The sequence below is a fragment of the Donghicola mangrovi genome, assembly GCF_013377535.1.
GTDB classification, from domain to species: Bacteria; Pseudomonadota; Alphaproteobacteria; order Rhodobacterales; family Rhodobacteraceae; genus Donghicola; species Donghicola mangrovi.
Genome location: NZ_JABCJE010000006.1, coordinates 63330 through 77384, shown reverse-complemented (window position 1 = coordinate 77384; position 14055 = coordinate 63330). Strand labels below are relative to the sequence as shown.

Sequence of the window (14055 nt, the reverse complement as noted above, 5' to 3'; positions counted from 1 at the left end):
CATCTGTCAGGAGCCCCCATGAAACTCACCATCAATGGTCAGCCACACGACATCGACGCCCCGGGCGACACACCTCTGTTATGGGTATTGCGCGATAATCTAGGGATGACCGGCACGAAATTCGGCTGCGGGCTGGCACAGTGCGGGGCGTGTTCCGTGCTGGTGGATGGGTCCGTGACCCGCTCTTGCGTGACCACGATCGACATGCTGGACGGCTCCGAGATCACCACGATTGAGGCGATCGAGACCGACCCCGTCGGTGCCAAGGTCGTACAGAAATGGGTCGAGCATCAAGTTCCCCAATGCGGCTATTGCCAGAGCGGTCAGGTCATGGCGGCCACATCTTTGCTCAAAGAAAACCCCAACCCGACCGAAGATGACATCCGCGACGCGATGATCAACCTGTGCCGCTGCGGCACCTATAACGACATCAAAGCAGCCATGACCGATCTGGCAGGAGGCGCGAAATGAAGGATTTTGTTCACGCCTTTGACCCCAGCGAATGGGTGCGCCGCCCTGTAAACCTGTCGCGCCGCGGATTCTTGCGCGGGGCGCTCGGGGTCGGTGCTGGCGCGATGGTGATTGGCATCGGGATGCCTGCGGGCAAAGCGCGGGCTCAGGCCGCGATGGCGGCGGGGACCAATGTGCCGGCCTTCCTTGAAATCCGCCCCGATAGCACGATCCGCCTCCTCAGCCCATTCAACGAAGGCGGCCAAGGCATCTTTACCGGCATGGCCCAGATCGTGGGCGAGGAGTTGGATGCCGACCCCGCGACCTTTGTCGTCGAGAATGCTCCGGCGGGCGCGGACTATCTGGTGGTGGGAGGTCAGATGCGGATCACCGGCGGGTCGATGTCAGTGCGCACCAGCTATCCGACCATGCGCAAGCTGGGGGCCTTGGGCCGTGCGATGCTGATTGAGGCTGCGGCACAGCGCCTGTCCGTTCCCGCCGCTGAACTGACCACCGAACCCGGTGTGGTGATCCATACGGCCAGCGGCCAGCGCATACCCTATGGCGATCTGGCCGAGGCGGCGTTCGACCTGCCCGTGCCTGACCCCGAAACCATAACCCTGCGCGATCCCGCGACGTTCCGCTGGATCAAACAGCCCCTACCCCGCCTTGATGCCCACGACAAATCCACCGGCCGCGCGGTCTATTCCATCGACGCCAAGGTGGACGGGATGCTTCATGCCGCTGTCCAGCACGCGCCCCGTCTGGGTCTGATGGCCCAAACCATCCGCAATCTGGACGAGGTCAAAGCCACCCCCGGCATCCGCGCGATCGAGATCATCGAAGGCGCTGTCGCCGTGGTCGCCGAACGCTGGTGGACCGCCAAAACCGCGGTCGAGGCGCTGGATGTCGAATGGGTGCCTATGGTTACTCTGCCCAAGGGCTGGCGCACCATGCCCGCCGATTTCAGCTCTGACGCCTTTGCCGAAGAGCTGTCCAGCACCACCGGCCCCGAGACCGAGGCCGAAATCAAAGGCGACGCCAACGGCACCTTGGACGAGGCGGACACCGTGATTTCGGCCACCTATAACAGCCAGTACCTGCACCATGCGCAGCTGGAACCGCCCTCGACCTTGGCGCGGTTCAATGAGGATGGCTCGCTGGATCTTTGGATGCCCAATCAGGCGCCCGAACAGTTCCAAGGGGTCATCGCGGGCATCACCGGCCTGACGCCGGACCGGATCAACATCCACTCGCCGATGCTTGGCGGGTTCTTTGGCCGTCACTTCCTGTATCCGTCGGCGAACCCCTATCCTCAGGCGATCGAGCTGGCCCGCCGCACGGGCCGCCCTGTCAAAGTCATCTGGACCCGCGAAGAAGAGTTCCTGCGCGATCCGGTGCGCCCCATGGCGGCCGTCCGTTTCCGCGGCGCACTGGATGCGGACGGAATGCCCAACGCCATCGAGGCGATCAGCGTCTGCGAAGGCCCGACCGAAGGCATCTGGGGCCGCGGCGACAAGATCGACCCCACCGCTGTCGAAGGGCTGACCGGCAAAGCCTATGCCGTGCCCAACGTCCGCGTGGCGCAGGTCTATGTGCAGAACCCCGTGATGCTGGCCTATTGGCGGTCGGTCGGCAATTCGATGAACGATTTCTTTTACGAGACGTTCCTTGATGAACTGGCCAACGCTGGCGGCAAAGACCCGCTAGAGGTTCGCAAACACCTGCTGCGGGACAACCCGCGCCTGACCAAACTGCTGGACGAAGTCGTCACCCTGTCCGGCGGCTGGCAACGCGGGCCCTTCACCGCCGAGGACGGCTCGACCCGCGCGCGCGGGATCGGCATGGCCTCGCCCTTTGGCAGCGAAGCGGCGGCGATTGCCGAGGTTTCCATTCAGGACGGCCAAGTCCGCGTTCACCATGTTTGGGAGGTGCTGGACCCCGGCGCCATCGTGAACCCCGCGCTGGTCAAACAGCAAATCCGGGGGGCCGTGGCCTTGGGTCTGAGCCAAGTTCTGCTGGAAGAGGCCGTCTGGACCGACGGCCTGCCCGAAGCGCGGAACTATGACATGTACAGCATCCTGCCGCCCGACCAGATGCCCGAGGTTCACGTGGGTATCATCGAAAGCGGCGCTGCGATGGGCGGTGTCGGGGAACCCCCGCTGCCCGCCGTTCCGCCCGCCGTGGCGAACGCCGTTGCAGCCCTGACGGGCAAGCCCGTGCGCCGGATGCCCCTGTCCCGCATGACCTTCGACAGTTAACAGCGAAAGGGCGGCCATAGGGTCGCCCTTTTTCCACCGCGCGGGGTGGCCGGTTCAGATTTCTCCAGCGGCCGCCTTCTTCATCTCGTCCTGGAACTGACGGCGCAGGCGGCGGCGGGTTTCGGCGGCGCGATGGCGCTTGGCCTCCAGATCAGTCAGGATCGACAGCTCAGGCACCTCGGCGGGTTTGCCGTCATCATCGACCGCCACCATGGTAAAGTAGCAAGAGTTCGTGTGCCGCGATTTGCCTGACCGGATATCCTGCGCCTCGACCCTGATGCCGATCTCCATCGAGGTACGGCCCGCAAGGTTCACACTGGCGCGAAAGGTCACCAACTCGCCCACATTGATCGGCTCTTTGAAGGTCACCTGATCCACCGACAGCGTCACCGCATACCGGTGCGAAAACCGCGAGGCACAGGAAAACGCCACCCGATCAAGCAGGTTCAGCAGCGCGCCCCCGTGCACCTTGCCGGAAAAGTTGGCCATATCGGGGGTCATCAAAACGGTCATCTCGAGCTTGCGGGGATCCATGTCCATATCAGTCACTTTTCAAGCAATTCGCTTTGGTTGCGCAAAGGGTTGCCTCAGGAATAGGCGGTCATGCCACTGATTTGAAGGCGTTTAATGGGATGCGGCGGCCTAGGGCCCGCTCTTTTCAGAGAATGGCCGATTTCATAGCCTCCCTTTCACAAGGGGCCTGCATCGCGCCGCCCGCCGAAAACCTGCCACCAAATGGTTCATGGCCGCACCGCGCTGATCGCACTATATCCTCAGGAAACCGGACGAACGACAAATAGGGTGGAGAGATGAAAAAGACATTTGTGACGCTGACGTTGATCGCGATGGGCACTGCGGCCCTGTCTCATGGCGGGGTTCAGGACAAGAACGTCATGGCCCGTATGGAGGTCATGAAAACCATCGGCAGCCAGATGAAACTGATCGGCAAAATGGCCAAGGGCGAGACCGCCTTTGACGCCGCTGCCGTAAATGCCGCCCTGACCGAGATTGCCGCGCAGGCCGCTCTGGTGCCTGACTCGTTCGAGACACCGGCAACCGATCCCAAGTCCGAAGCCTTGCCCCTGATCTGGGAGCAATTCGATGACTTCACCAAGCTGGCAGGCGATCTGGAAAGCACCGCCGCCAATCTGGCAGGCACCGTTCAGACCGACGCCGATCTGGGTCCGGTGATGGGCCAGATGGGGGCCACCTGCAAGGCGTGCCACTCGACCTATCGCGAATAACGGGTTGGGGCGGGCGACCTTGGCCCGCCCCGATACCCCCTAGACGAATTCCAGATGACCGTGGCTGGGATTGTCGTCGATAATTCCGAGCAGCAAAACTGACCCGCCATTGGCCGTGATGCGCAGGCTGTCTGCTCCATTGACGGTTTCCACCGCGAATGTCAGGTCCGAGACATCGCTTACACCTGAGGCAGCCTCGAAAACAAAGGTATCCGCATCGCGGCCCCCCTTCAGCAGATCATTCCCGGCCCCGCCAGACAGAAGGTCATCCCCTGACCCGGCGCTGATCGTATCCCGACCCTCGTTGCCATAAAGCGCATCGGCCCCGCGCCCACCGACCAGGGAGTCATTCCCGGCGCGACCAAACAATGTGTCCTGCCCCGTCCCGCCAATCAGCTTGTCATTGCCAGCATTGCCATCCAGTTCGTCGTTGCCCGACTGGCCATAAACCGTATCATGCCCGCCTCCGCCCGAACGGAAAATGTCGTGACCCGATCCTAACCGAACCAGATCGGCACCACCGGCGCTGTAGATATAGTCGTTCCCCGCGCCACCGAGCAGCGTGTCATTGCCCGCACCCGCATAGATCGAGTCATTTCCGATCCCGCCGTCGACATAATCATCCCCACCGAGGGACCCATCGTACCAGTCATTCCCGCCCTTCAGAAAAAGGATCTCGTTGCCTTCGCCGCCAACGCGGGACTCGGCAGTTTCCTCGCCATAGGTCACGGGAGTGGGGCGCAGAATGGTTTGGTAAACCTCGGGACCCGATGTATCGGCGGTCTCTCGGGTGAAGGTCAGAACGATCTCACCGCCATCCAACTGTGCGGCGTCCCCGAGCCAGCTGAAATCCCCTTCCCAAGGATCAAGGCTCTCGGACCGCGGGGTATTCACAGCAAAGCTGTCTCCCAGCGCAGTCCCATCGATCGCAAAGCGGCGAGCCATCAGATCGCCCTGAACGCTGGACCCGGTTTCGGCTGTCCAAAGGACCAGCCACCCTCCATCCTGCAACGCCACGACAGTGGAATCATCCTGCGAAAACAGGCTCTTGGCGCCGTTCACGCGGAGCGTTCCGCCAACCGCTTCACCATCGGCATCATAGCGCTGCTGGTAAATCTGGTCCGTCCCCATATAGGATTTCGACCCGTTCGAGGTCCAAGTAACGACCCACCCGCCATAAACCAGCGATGTCACATCCAGATCGCTATGGCTGAACCAATCGTCCGAGTTTGCCTGAACCTGATCCCCCACACGGGCGCCCGAGGCATCATAACGTTGGAAGGCCGCATCCCCACCCGAGGCCCACGCAATGATCCACCCGCCATCCGGCAATGCCGTCAAAACCGGATCGACCTCGTAGTAGTTTGCACTTGCGTTAACCTTCTCGGCATCGCCGACCGGAACGCCGTCTGACCCGAATTGGCGCTGATAGATATCAAGCCCCTGATCGCCGCCACGATCCGCGCCCCATGCAACCACCCAGCCCCCGTCAGCCAGCACGGTCACGGATGGCACCCCAAAGGACACAGAAGCCGGATCTGTGTTCACCGTCCGGACCTCGCCAAACAGCTGGTAGCCCTTCGCAAAAACCATCTGCTTCACGTCGCCATCATAGTAAACAGCGGTCCACCCGCCATTGGGCAACGCCGCGACCGCATGGCCTGCGGTCACTTCGACATCGACGGCATACTCCAGAATGGTCTCCGCCGCAGCCGGAGTCCCTGTGCTGTCATGTATTTGGGAAATCAGCCCCTTGGTCACCCTCGGGTCACTGCTGAGCTGCTCGTACCACGTCACGACCCAACCCCCGTTATCAAGGGCCGTCACTGACGAAAAATTCTGGGAACCGAGGAGATAGGTATTCACCCGTTCTTCGGGCAGGGTCACCGTAAATGGCACCAAGATGATCATACTTTCAGAACGGGGCAGCGATGGCGCATACGCCCACGACATTCAGGTCTGATCGGTCTCCTAGGGCCAGGTTCCCACTGATTTGCAAGTCAGGCTTTCTGACTGGCTGGCCCGTTTAGGGGCCAGCCGATTGGGCATAAGATGTCAGACGATCCCGCCGCCCGCGCCGCTGACTTTGGGACGGATTTCGGCGACTTGAGCACGATAACCACTGGCACGGAAGGTCGCCACGGGATCAATCGCGCCGCCTGTTTCCAGACGCGCCATCGCCAGAATGGGCTCCACATCCGTACGGAAGGCGCGGCGCAACGTGGCGCTGGCCATCAGCGCATCGTTGCCGTCCTGATATCCGGTCAACGCCGTGCGATCCACCAGTGACGCCTGCAAAAACGCCCGCTGGATTTCACAAGCCGAGATCATCAGGCTCTCGATCGGGTCGGTCACGTTGTGGCTCTGGTCGATCATGTGCGACAGGTTCAGGCCATCGGTCCCTTCGGCGTCCACCAACTCGTTGAACACGAGGAACAGGCGGTAAGGATCAATCGTCCCGCTATCCAGATCATCGTCCCCGTACTTGGAGTCGTTAAAATGGAAGCCCCCCAGCTTGCCCTGACGGATCAGGCGGCTGACGATCATCTCGATGTTCACATTGGGCGCGTGGTGGCCAAGGTCCACGAGACACTGCGCCTTGTCCCCCAGTTCCGAAGCGATAATATAGCTTGTGCCCCAATCCTGCACGACGGTCGAATAGAACGCAGGCTCGTAGATTTTATGCTCCGAGAAGATGCGCCAATCGTCAGGGAGATGGCCATAGATCGCCTTCATCGACTCCATATAGCGGTCGAACTGGCGGCCCATATGGGTCTGACCGGGGAAGTTCGAACCGTCTCCGATCCAGACGGTCAGCGCTTTGGACCCCAGCTTATCACCGATCTCGATGCACTCGATGTTATGCTCGACCGCTTGGCTGCGCGTAGCCGCATCGGTGTGGCTTAGCGAGCCGTATTTATAGCTGTGCGCCTGATCTTCCTGATCCTGAAAGGTGTTGGAGTTCATGGCGTCGAACCCCAGCCCGTTCTCCTCGGCTTTGGCCAGCATGTCGGAAGGGTCGGCTTTGTCCCACGGAATGTGCAGGGACACGGTGGGGGTCGCTTGGGTCAGGCCGTGGATGACGCCGCAGTCGTCCAGCTTGTCAAAGATGTGACGTGGCTCGCCCGAACCGGGGAAGCGGGCAAAGCGCGTGCCGCCCGTGCCCGTGCCCCAGCTGGGAACCGCGACGCCGAATGATTTGGCGCGATCCTTTATGGCGGCGATGTCGATGCCGCGGCGGGCCAGATGATCGCCAAGCGCGTCGTAATCGCTGCGCAGGTCCGCTTCGCGTTTGGCGTTCTCGGCCTCGATCACAGATGAATTAAACATGAAAATTCCTCCCAGAAGTGGCCGCGCGCCGGATGGGCACGCGGCGGGCGCGCTTAGCGGGTGAAGGCCTGCACGTTGCCAGCATCCACGTTAATGATGTTGCCGGTCGACTTTGCCGACTGTTCCGAGGCAAAGAAATAGGCCGCTTCGGCGATATCCTCGGGCAGCACGTTGCGCTTGAGCATGCTGCGATTGCGGTACATCTCCTCTAGCCCCTCTTTGTCGGTGCCGTAGGTGCTGGCGCGCTGGTTCAGCCACTCGCCTTCCCAGATTTTCGAGCCGCGCAGAACCGCATCGGGGTTTACCACGTTGACGCGGATACCAACCTCAGCGCCTTCCAACGCCAGACAGCGGGCCAGATGAATCTCCGACGCCTTGGCGGTGCAATAGGCGCTGGCATTGGGCGACGCCGCCAGCCCGTTTTTCGAGGCCACAAAGACCACCGAGCCGCCAATCCCCTGTGTGCGCATAACCTTGAATGCCTCTCGGCTGACAAGGAAATAGCCCGTAGACAGGATCGACATGTTCTTGTTCCACAGGTCGAGGCTGGTTTCCTCCACCGGCGCACTCGATGCGATGCCCGCGTTCGACACCAGAATATCCACGCCGCCGAACTCCACCGAAGTGTAGGCATAGGCGGCCTGAACCGCAGCCTCGTCGGTGACGTTCATCTGCACGGTGCGCACGACATCTTTGCCGAAGGTCGCGGTCAGGCTGTCATAGGTGCTGGCAAGCGCGGCTTCGTCAATGTCGGCGAGCATGACGCACGCGCCTTCGGACAGGTAGCGCGCTGCTGTCGCCGCCCCGATGCCACCCGCACCGCCGGTGACCAGCGCCACGCGGCCCGCCAGCGATTTCGGCTTGGGCATGCGCTGCAATTTGGCCTCTTCGAGGAGCCAGTATTCGATGTCGAACGCCTCTTGTTCGGGCAGGCCGCAGTATTCCGACACCGCCGACGCGCCGCGCATCACGTTGATCGCGTTCACGTAGAACTCGCCGGAAATGCGGGCCGTGGCGCGGTCTTTGGCAAAGGTGATCATGCCGACGCCGGGCACCAAATAGACCACCGCGTTGGGGTCGCGCAGCGCGGGCGAGTTGTCATGCTTGCAGCGGACATAGTAGGCGGCATACCCGTCGCGATAGGCTGCCACCTGCGCGGGCAGGCCCTCAAGAACCGCGTCGATGTTGTTCTGCGCGGGGTCGAAATCCACGACCAGCGGACAGATTTTGGTGCGCAGGAAGTGGTCAGGGCAGGACGTTCCCAGCGCCGCCAAGGGGCGCATATTCGCGGCATTCACGAACTCCAGCACCGCATCGCTGTCGTCAAAGTTGCCCACCATATGCTGTTGGCCCGAGACCATGCCGCGGATCGCGGGCATCAGGCGCGCAGCCACTGCACGGCGTTCATCCGCAGGCAGGCTTTCATGCACGGGACCGCCGAACGCGGGCATACCGGCGGTCTTTTCCTTAAAGAAACCAATGGCTTTGTTGATGATTTCCAGCGTCAGCTCATAGCAAGCCTTCGCATCGTCAGCCCACGTGAACAGACCGTGGCTTTCCAGAACAACGCCCTTCGCATCAGGGTTCTCCAGACAGAACTTCTCTAGCCAAAGACCCAGCTCGTAGCCGGGCTTTTTCCACGGCAGCCAACCGATATCGTCGCCAAAAATCTCTGCGGTCAGCTCGCGCGAATTCTTGGAGGCTGCAATCGCGATAATCGCATCAGGATGCATGTGGTCGACGTGCTTGCGCGGCACATAGGCGTGCAGCGGCGTGTCGATCGAAGCCGCCCGCGGGTTAAGATTAAAGGTGCAATGGGGCAGGTAGCCGACCATCTCGTCCTCGAACTCTACCCCGCGATATTTGCCCTTCAGCGCCCGCAGCTTGTCCATGTAGAGGGTCGCGAACCCGTCCATCTTGATCGAACCAACGTCACCGCCAGAGCCTTTGACCCACAGAACTTCGGCCTCCTCGCCGGTCAGTGGATCGGGCTGGATGACCTTGGCACTGGTGTTGCCGCCCCCGTAATTAGTGATCCTTTTGTCAGAACCAAGCAAGTTCGAGCGATAAAGAAGCTTTTCCGGCTCGGACATATCCGCAGCTTTGGAATCGTCCCATTGCGATTGAAGCCGCGAAGAGGGCGTATTCATTGGTTTTTCCTCCCGAAAATAGGGTAGTGTCGCAAAAATTTTCATCGTGAGGCTGCACAGGGCGCGTCACAATGTCAATCACAAACGATCAGTATTGATCATTCTGCACCTGCATAATGATTATTTTGACAATTTATGATTGACATTGATTGATTCCCCGCGCAGTTTCCCTTGCATCGGGAGGACACGAATGCACGAGAAAGAGCGCCATAGGATCATTTTGTCGGCCGTACAGGACCGCCCCGTCGTGACGGTGGTCGATCTGTGCGCCCTGACGGGTGCGTCCGAGGCCACCATTCGCCGTGATATTGCTGCCCTTCACGTCCAGAAAAAGCTGCGCCGCGTGCGGGGCGGGGCCGAAAGCCTGACCCCGAACCAACTGCCCGGACTGGCGGGGCGACCGTTCTCGGTCAACCAATCAATCAATACCGCTCAAAAGCAAGCAATTGCCCGAGCAGCCGTCGCCATGTGCGAGGATGGAGAGCCCATCATCATCAACGGCGGCACGACGACATTTCAGATGGTGCACCCGCTGGCCAGCCGCCGGCTACAGGTGTTTACCAACAGCTTTCCGATTGCCGAGCATCTGCTGAAGAACAGCAAATGCACGATCATGCTGTCGGGCGGCACCATCTACCGCGAGCAGAACATCATCCTGTCGCCCTTTGACAACGATGTGACCCGCAACTTCTACGCCCGCCGGATGTTCATGGGCGCTCAGGGCGTGGGTCCCTTGGGGCTGATGGAGGCGGACCCGCTTCTTATTCAGGCGGAACAGAAACTTATTGGGCAGGCCGACGAGTTGGTCGTTCTGGTCGACAGCACGAAATTCGAGAACCGCTCCAGTCTGGTCCTGTGCGGGCTGAACCGGATCGACACGCTGATCACCGATGACGGGATCAGCGACAAGGCCGCCGCCATGCTGGAGGCCGCCGACGTCAAACTGATCGTGGCCAGTGTCTCTGCCACGAAGCAAGAGAGTACGGGCACCTGACCGGAGGGGAGATCCACTGGTGCCCATAGGTTTCTTTCAGGGAGGATAGAATGAAGAAACTGACTGGATTGATGACCACCGTCGCCATCGCGACCGGCCTGTTTGCCAACGCAGCCGCCGCCGAGGACGTGCGGATCGCTCTGGTGGTCAAAGCACTGGGGATCGGCTTTTTCGAGGCCGCCGCAAAGGGCGCCGAAGAGGCCGCCAAAGAACTGGGTGACGTAGAGATCATCTACACCGGCCCCACCGAAACCACCGCTGAAGGCCAGATCGAGGTGATCAACTCGCTCATCGCGCAGAACGTGGATGCGATTGCGGTCTCCGCGAACGACACCGACGCGCTGGTCCCCACCCTGAAGAAAGCCATGCAGCGCGGCATTACCGTGATCAGCTGGGACTCGGGCGTGGCAGAGGATGGCCGTCAGGCGCACCTGAACCCCAGCTCGAACGCGCTGATCGGCAACATGATCGTCAAACTGGCCGCAGACCACCTGCCCGACGGCGGTGACGTAGCGGTTCTGTCGGCGACCACCACCTCGACCAACCAGAATATCTGGATCGAAGAGATGACCAAGGTGCTGCCGAACTACCCCGGCATCAACGTGGTCGGCACAGTGTATGGCGATGACCTTGCGGACAAATCCTATCGCGAGGCGCAGGGCCTGATGCAGACCTACCCCGATCTGGACGCGATCATTGCGCCGACCAGCGTTGGCATCGTGGCCGCCGCCCAAGCCGTTGCGGACGCAGGGAAAATCGGTCAGGTCAACGTGACCGGTCTGGGTCTGCCCTCGGAAATGGCGGGCGCGATCGAAAGCGGCGCGTCGAAGTCGTTTGCCATCTGGAACCCCATTGATCTGGGTTACTCGGCCGCGATGATCGCCTACAATCTGGCCACCGACAAAGCCAAAGCCGAACCCGGCGCGACCATCCCCATGGGCCGCATGGGCGACCTGACCCTCGACGAGACGAACTCGGGCGCGATGGCGGACCCGTTTGTCTACGACAGCAGCAATATCGAGCAGTTCAAGTCGATCTTCTGATAGACTGCATTGCGGCGGCGTAGGACTGCCCTGCGCCGCCTTCTTTATTTTAACCAGATAGTTATGGGGCGGACCATGGCCCGAACCGGCTTGGCCGATCCAACGCAGCCCGTGCTGCGGCTGGATGGCATTGTAAAACAGTTTCCCGGCGTGCGTGCGCTGGACGGGGTGCAGCTTGCGCTCTATCCGGGGCAAGTGACCGCCCTGATTGGCGAAAATGGCGCGGGCAAATCCACCATCGTCAAAACCCTGACCGGCATTTATCAACCCGACGAAGGGCAAATTCTGCTGGATGGGCTGCCCGTCCGCTTTCCCACCGCGCAGGCCGCAGGTGACGCGGGCATTACCGCGATCCATCAGGAAACCGTGCTGTTTGACGAATTGTCCGTGGCCGAGAATATCTTTATCGGGCACGCCCCCCGCACCCGTTTCGGCCTGATCGACAAGGCCGAGATGCGCCGCCGTGCCACCGAAATTCTGGACAGCATCGACGCCAAGATCGACCCGGATGTGCGTCTGCGCGATCTGGGGATTGCGTCCAAACATCTGGTTGCGATTTCCCGCGCGCTTTCCATCGACGCCCGCGTGGTGATCATGGACGAGCCCACCGCCGCCCTGTCCCACAAGGAAATCGAAGAGCTGTATGAGCTGGTCGACACCCTGAAAGCGCAGGGCAAAGCGATCCTCTTCATCAGCCACAAGTTCGACGAGATATTCCGCATCGCCGACCGCTATACCGTCTTCCGCGATGGGCAGTTCGTTGGGGATGGCCTGATGGCCGACGTGACCGAAGGCGAGCTGGTGCAGATGATGGTCGGCCGCTCGGTTGATCAGATTTTCCCCAAACGAAGGGCGGTTCTCGGCAATCCCGTCTTGCAAGTCGTCGGCTACAGCCACCCCACGGAATTTGACAGCATCGGGTTCACCCTGCGGCGCGGCGAAATTCTGGGCTTTTACGGTCTGGTCGGCGCTGGCCGGTCCGAATTCATGCAGTCCCTGATCGGGATCACCCGCCCCTCCAAGGGCGTGTGCAAGATGGGCGATGACATCAAGATCATCCGCTCGCCCGCCGAGGCGATTGAGGCTGGCATCGTCTATGTCCCCGAGGATCGCGGCAAGCAGGGCGCCATCACCGCCATGCCGATCTTCCAGAACGTAACGCTTCCGTCCTTGGGCAAAACCTCGAAAAATGGCTTCCTGCAAATGGCCGAGGAATTCAAACTGGCCCGCGAATACACCCAGCGGCTGGACCTGCGGGCGGCGTCCTTGGACGTGCCGGTGGGGTCCCTTTCCGGCGGAAACCAGCAGAAGGTTGTGATCGCGAAATGGCTCGCGACCCAGCCCAAGGTCATCATTCTGGACGAACCGACCAAAGGCATCGACATCGGCTCCAAGGCCGCCGTGCATGACTTCATGTCCGAACTCGCGGCCCAAGGCCTGTCGGTGATCATGGTTAGCTCGGAAATCCCCGAGATCCTTGGCATGTCCGACCGCGTCATCGTCATGCGCGAAGGCCGCATCGTCGCCGAACTCGAGGGCGACGACCTGAGCCCCGAAACCCTTGTCCGCCACGCCGCAGGCATCACCTCGGAGGCCGCCGCATGAACGCCCTTCTGAAATCCCGCGAGAGCATTCTGGTGGGCGCGATCCTTGCGCTTTTGGTGCTGATCTCGACCCGTTTTGCCGGTTTCGTCACCCCAGCCAATCTGGCCGCCGTGTTCAACGACACCAGTCCCCTGATTATTCTGGCGCTGGGGCAGATGGTGGTCATTTTGACCCGCTGCATCGACCTGTCGGTTGCGGCCAATCTGGCGCTGACCGGCATGGTCTGCGCTATGCTGAACGTCGCTGTCCCCGGCTTGCCGATCCCCGTGATCTTGCTGATCGCACTGGCGATGGGGGCGCTGATGGGCACTTTGAACGGCCTCATGGTCTGGAAACTGGACATCCCGCCGATCGTGGTGACCCTTGGCACGATGACCATTTATCGCGGTATTATCTTTCTGATTTCAGACGGAAAATGGGTCAACGCCCACGAGATGAGCCCCGCCTTCACGGCCTTTCCCCGCGCGTCGCTGCTGGGTCTGCCGGTCCTGAGCTGGATGGCCATCATCGTGATCGCCGTCATGGCCGTGGTCATGTCGCGCACCACCCTTGGCCGCAGCTTCTATGCGGTGGGCGGCAACCCCCATGCGGCGGTTTACACGGGCATCAACGTGGGCAAAGCGCAGTTCCGCGCGTTCGTGATCAGCGGCACTCTGGCCGGTCTGGCCGGTTACCTGTGGGTCGCGCGCTATGCGGTGGCATACGTGGACATCGCCGGCGGGTTCGAACTGGACGTGGTTGCCGCCTGCGTCATCGGCGGGATCAGCATCGCGGGGGGCATTGGCACCGTAGGGGGCGCGGTCCTTGGCGCGCTGTTCCTTGGGGTGATCAAGAATGCCCTGCCGGTCGTCGATATCTCGCCCTTCTGGCAACTGGCGATCAGCGGCGCGGCCATCATCATCGCCGTCGTCTTTAACGCCCGCGCGGACCGCACCAAAGGCCGCGTCATCCTGAAATCCGCAGAGCACGCACAATGAC

11 protein-coding genes are annotated in these 14055 nt (G+C 61.3%); 7 read left to right on the top strand and 4 right to left on the bottom strand.

Translation table 11 applies throughout. From position 1 onward, the window contains the following. Positions 1-18: 18 nt before the first annotated feature. Positions 19-471 carry a (2Fe-2S)-binding protein gene (locus HJ536_RS13450; protein ID WP_177158107.1) on the top strand — a complete coding sequence of 151 codons (453 nt, stop codon included), beginning with the start codon at positions 19-21 and terminating at the stop codon, positions 469-471. Next, positions 468-2711 (top strand): xanthine dehydrogenase family protein molybdopterin-binding subunit, encoded by a 2244-nt coding sequence (locus HJ536_RS13445; protein ID WP_177158106.1) that lies wholly within the window; start codon positions 468-470, stop codon positions 2709-2711. Before HJ536_RS13450 ends, HJ536_RS13445 begins: the two co-directional genes overlap by 4 nt. A 54-nt stretch (positions 2712-2765) precedes the next feature. Here the strand turns inward: HJ536_RS13445 and HJ536_RS13440 are convergent, their stop codons facing one another. Continuing rightward, a complete protein-coding gene (locus tag HJ536_RS13440; RefSeq protein ID WP_177158182.1) occupies positions 2766-3245 on the bottom strand; it encodes an acyl-CoA thioesterase in 480 nt (159 codons plus the stop codon). A gap of 275 nt (positions 3246-3520) precedes the next feature. Between HJ536_RS13440 and HJ536_RS13435 the strand changes: the two genes are divergently transcribed. Beyond that, complete coding sequence (locus HJ536_RS13435) at positions 3521-3955, top strand: c-type cytochrome (protein ID WP_177158105.1); 435 nt, start codon at positions 3521-3523, stop codon at positions 3953-3955. A 39-nt stretch (positions 3956-3994) separates the two neighbouring features. Here the strand turns inward: HJ536_RS13435 and HJ536_RS13430 are convergent, their stop codons facing one another. The 3 genes from HJ536_RS13430 to HJ536_RS13420 form a co-directional block, all read right to left on the bottom strand. Further along, positions 3995-5908, bottom strand: coding sequence for a calcium-binding protein (locus tag HJ536_RS13430; protein ID WP_177158104.1), 1914 nt, complete (start codon positions 5906-5908; stop codon positions 3995-3997). A 102-nt stretch (positions 5909-6010) separates the two neighbouring features. Then, entirely contained in the window at positions 6011-7285 is a 1275-nt protein-coding gene (gene rhaI / locus HJ536_RS13425) for an L-rhamnose catabolism isomerase (RefSeq protein ID WP_177158103.1), read from the bottom strand. Positions 7286-7338: 53 nt separating this feature from the next. Beyond that, entirely contained in the window at positions 7339-9435 is a 2097-nt protein-coding gene (locus HJ536_RS13420) for a bifunctional rhamnulose-1-phosphate aldolase/short-chain dehydrogenase (protein ID WP_177158102.1), read from the bottom strand. A 190-nt stretch (positions 9436-9625) separates the two neighbouring features. On the opposite strand from HJ536_RS13420, the gene HJ536_RS13415 reads away from it, so the two are divergent. The 4 genes from HJ536_RS13415 to HJ536_RS13400 all read left to right on the top strand — a co-directional run bounded on the left by HJ536_RS13415 (position 9626) and on the right by HJ536_RS13400 (position 14054). Further along, positions 9626-10429, top strand: coding sequence for a DeoR/GlpR family DNA-binding transcription regulator (locus HJ536_RS13415; RefSeq protein ID WP_177158101.1), 804 nt, complete (start codon positions 9626-9628; stop codon positions 10427-10429). A gap of 50 nt (positions 10430-10479) precedes the next feature. Then, complete coding sequence (gene rhaS / locus HJ536_RS13410; protein ID WP_177158100.1) at positions 10480-11472, top strand: rhamnose ABC transporter substrate-binding protein; 993 nt, start codon at positions 10480-10482, stop codon at positions 11470-11472. Between the two features lie 75 nt (positions 11473-11547). Then, a complete protein-coding gene (locus tag HJ536_RS13405; protein ID WP_177158099.1) occupies positions 11548-13077 on the top strand; it encodes a sugar ABC transporter ATP-binding protein in 1530 nt (509 codons plus the stop codon). Beyond that, positions 13074-14054 carry an ABC transporter permease gene (locus HJ536_RS13400; protein ID WP_177158098.1) on the top strand — a complete coding sequence of 327 codons (981 nt, stop codon included), beginning with the start codon at positions 13074-13076 and terminating at the stop codon, positions 14052-14054. Before HJ536_RS13405 ends, HJ536_RS13400 begins: the two co-directional genes overlap by 4 nt. The last annotated feature ends 1 nt before the right edge of the window (position 14055 follow it).

Bases quoted from the DNA above. Each gene is read 5' to 3' on its own strand.
- HJ536_RS13450 (WP_177158107.1), top strand. From the start codon at position 19: ATGAAACTCACCATCAATGGTCAGCCACACGACATCGACGCCCCGGGC.
- HJ536_RS13445 (WP_177158106.1), top strand. From the start codon at position 468: ATGAAGGATTTTGTTCACGCCTTTGACCCCAGCGAATGGGTGCGCCGC.
- HJ536_RS13440 (WP_177158182.1), bottom strand. From the start codon at position 3,245: ATGGATCCCCGCAAGCTCGAGATGACCGTTTTGATGACCCCCGATATG.
- HJ536_RS13435 (WP_177158105.1), top strand. From the start codon at position 3,521: ATGAAAAAGACATTTGTGACGCTGACGTTGATCGCGATGGGCACTGCG.
- HJ536_RS13430 (WP_177158104.1), bottom strand. From the start codon at position 5,908: ATGTCGTGGGCGTATGCGCCATCGCTGCCCCGTTCTGAAAGTATGATC.
- rhaI (WP_177158103.1), bottom strand. From the start codon at position 7,285: ATGTTTAATTCATCTGTGATCGAGGCCGAGAACGCCAAACGCGAAGCG.
- HJ536_RS13420 (WP_177158102.1), bottom strand. From the start codon at position 9,435: ATGAATACGCCCTCTTCGCGGCTTCAATCGCAATGGGACGATTCCAAA.
- HJ536_RS13415 (WP_177158101.1), top strand. From the start codon at position 9,626: ATGCACGAGAAAGAGCGCCATAGGATCATTTTGTCGGCCGTACAGGAC.
- rhaS (WP_177158100.1), top strand. From the start codon at position 10,480: ATGAAGAAACTGACTGGATTGATGACCACCGTCGCCATCGCGACCGGC.
- HJ536_RS13405 (WP_177158099.1), top strand. From the start codon at position 11,548: ATGGCCCGAACCGGCTTGGCCGATCCAACGCAGCCCGTGCTGCGGCTG.
- HJ536_RS13400 (WP_177158098.1), top strand. From the start codon at position 13,074: ATGAACGCCCTTCTGAAATCCCGCGAGAGCATTCTGGTGGGCGCGATC.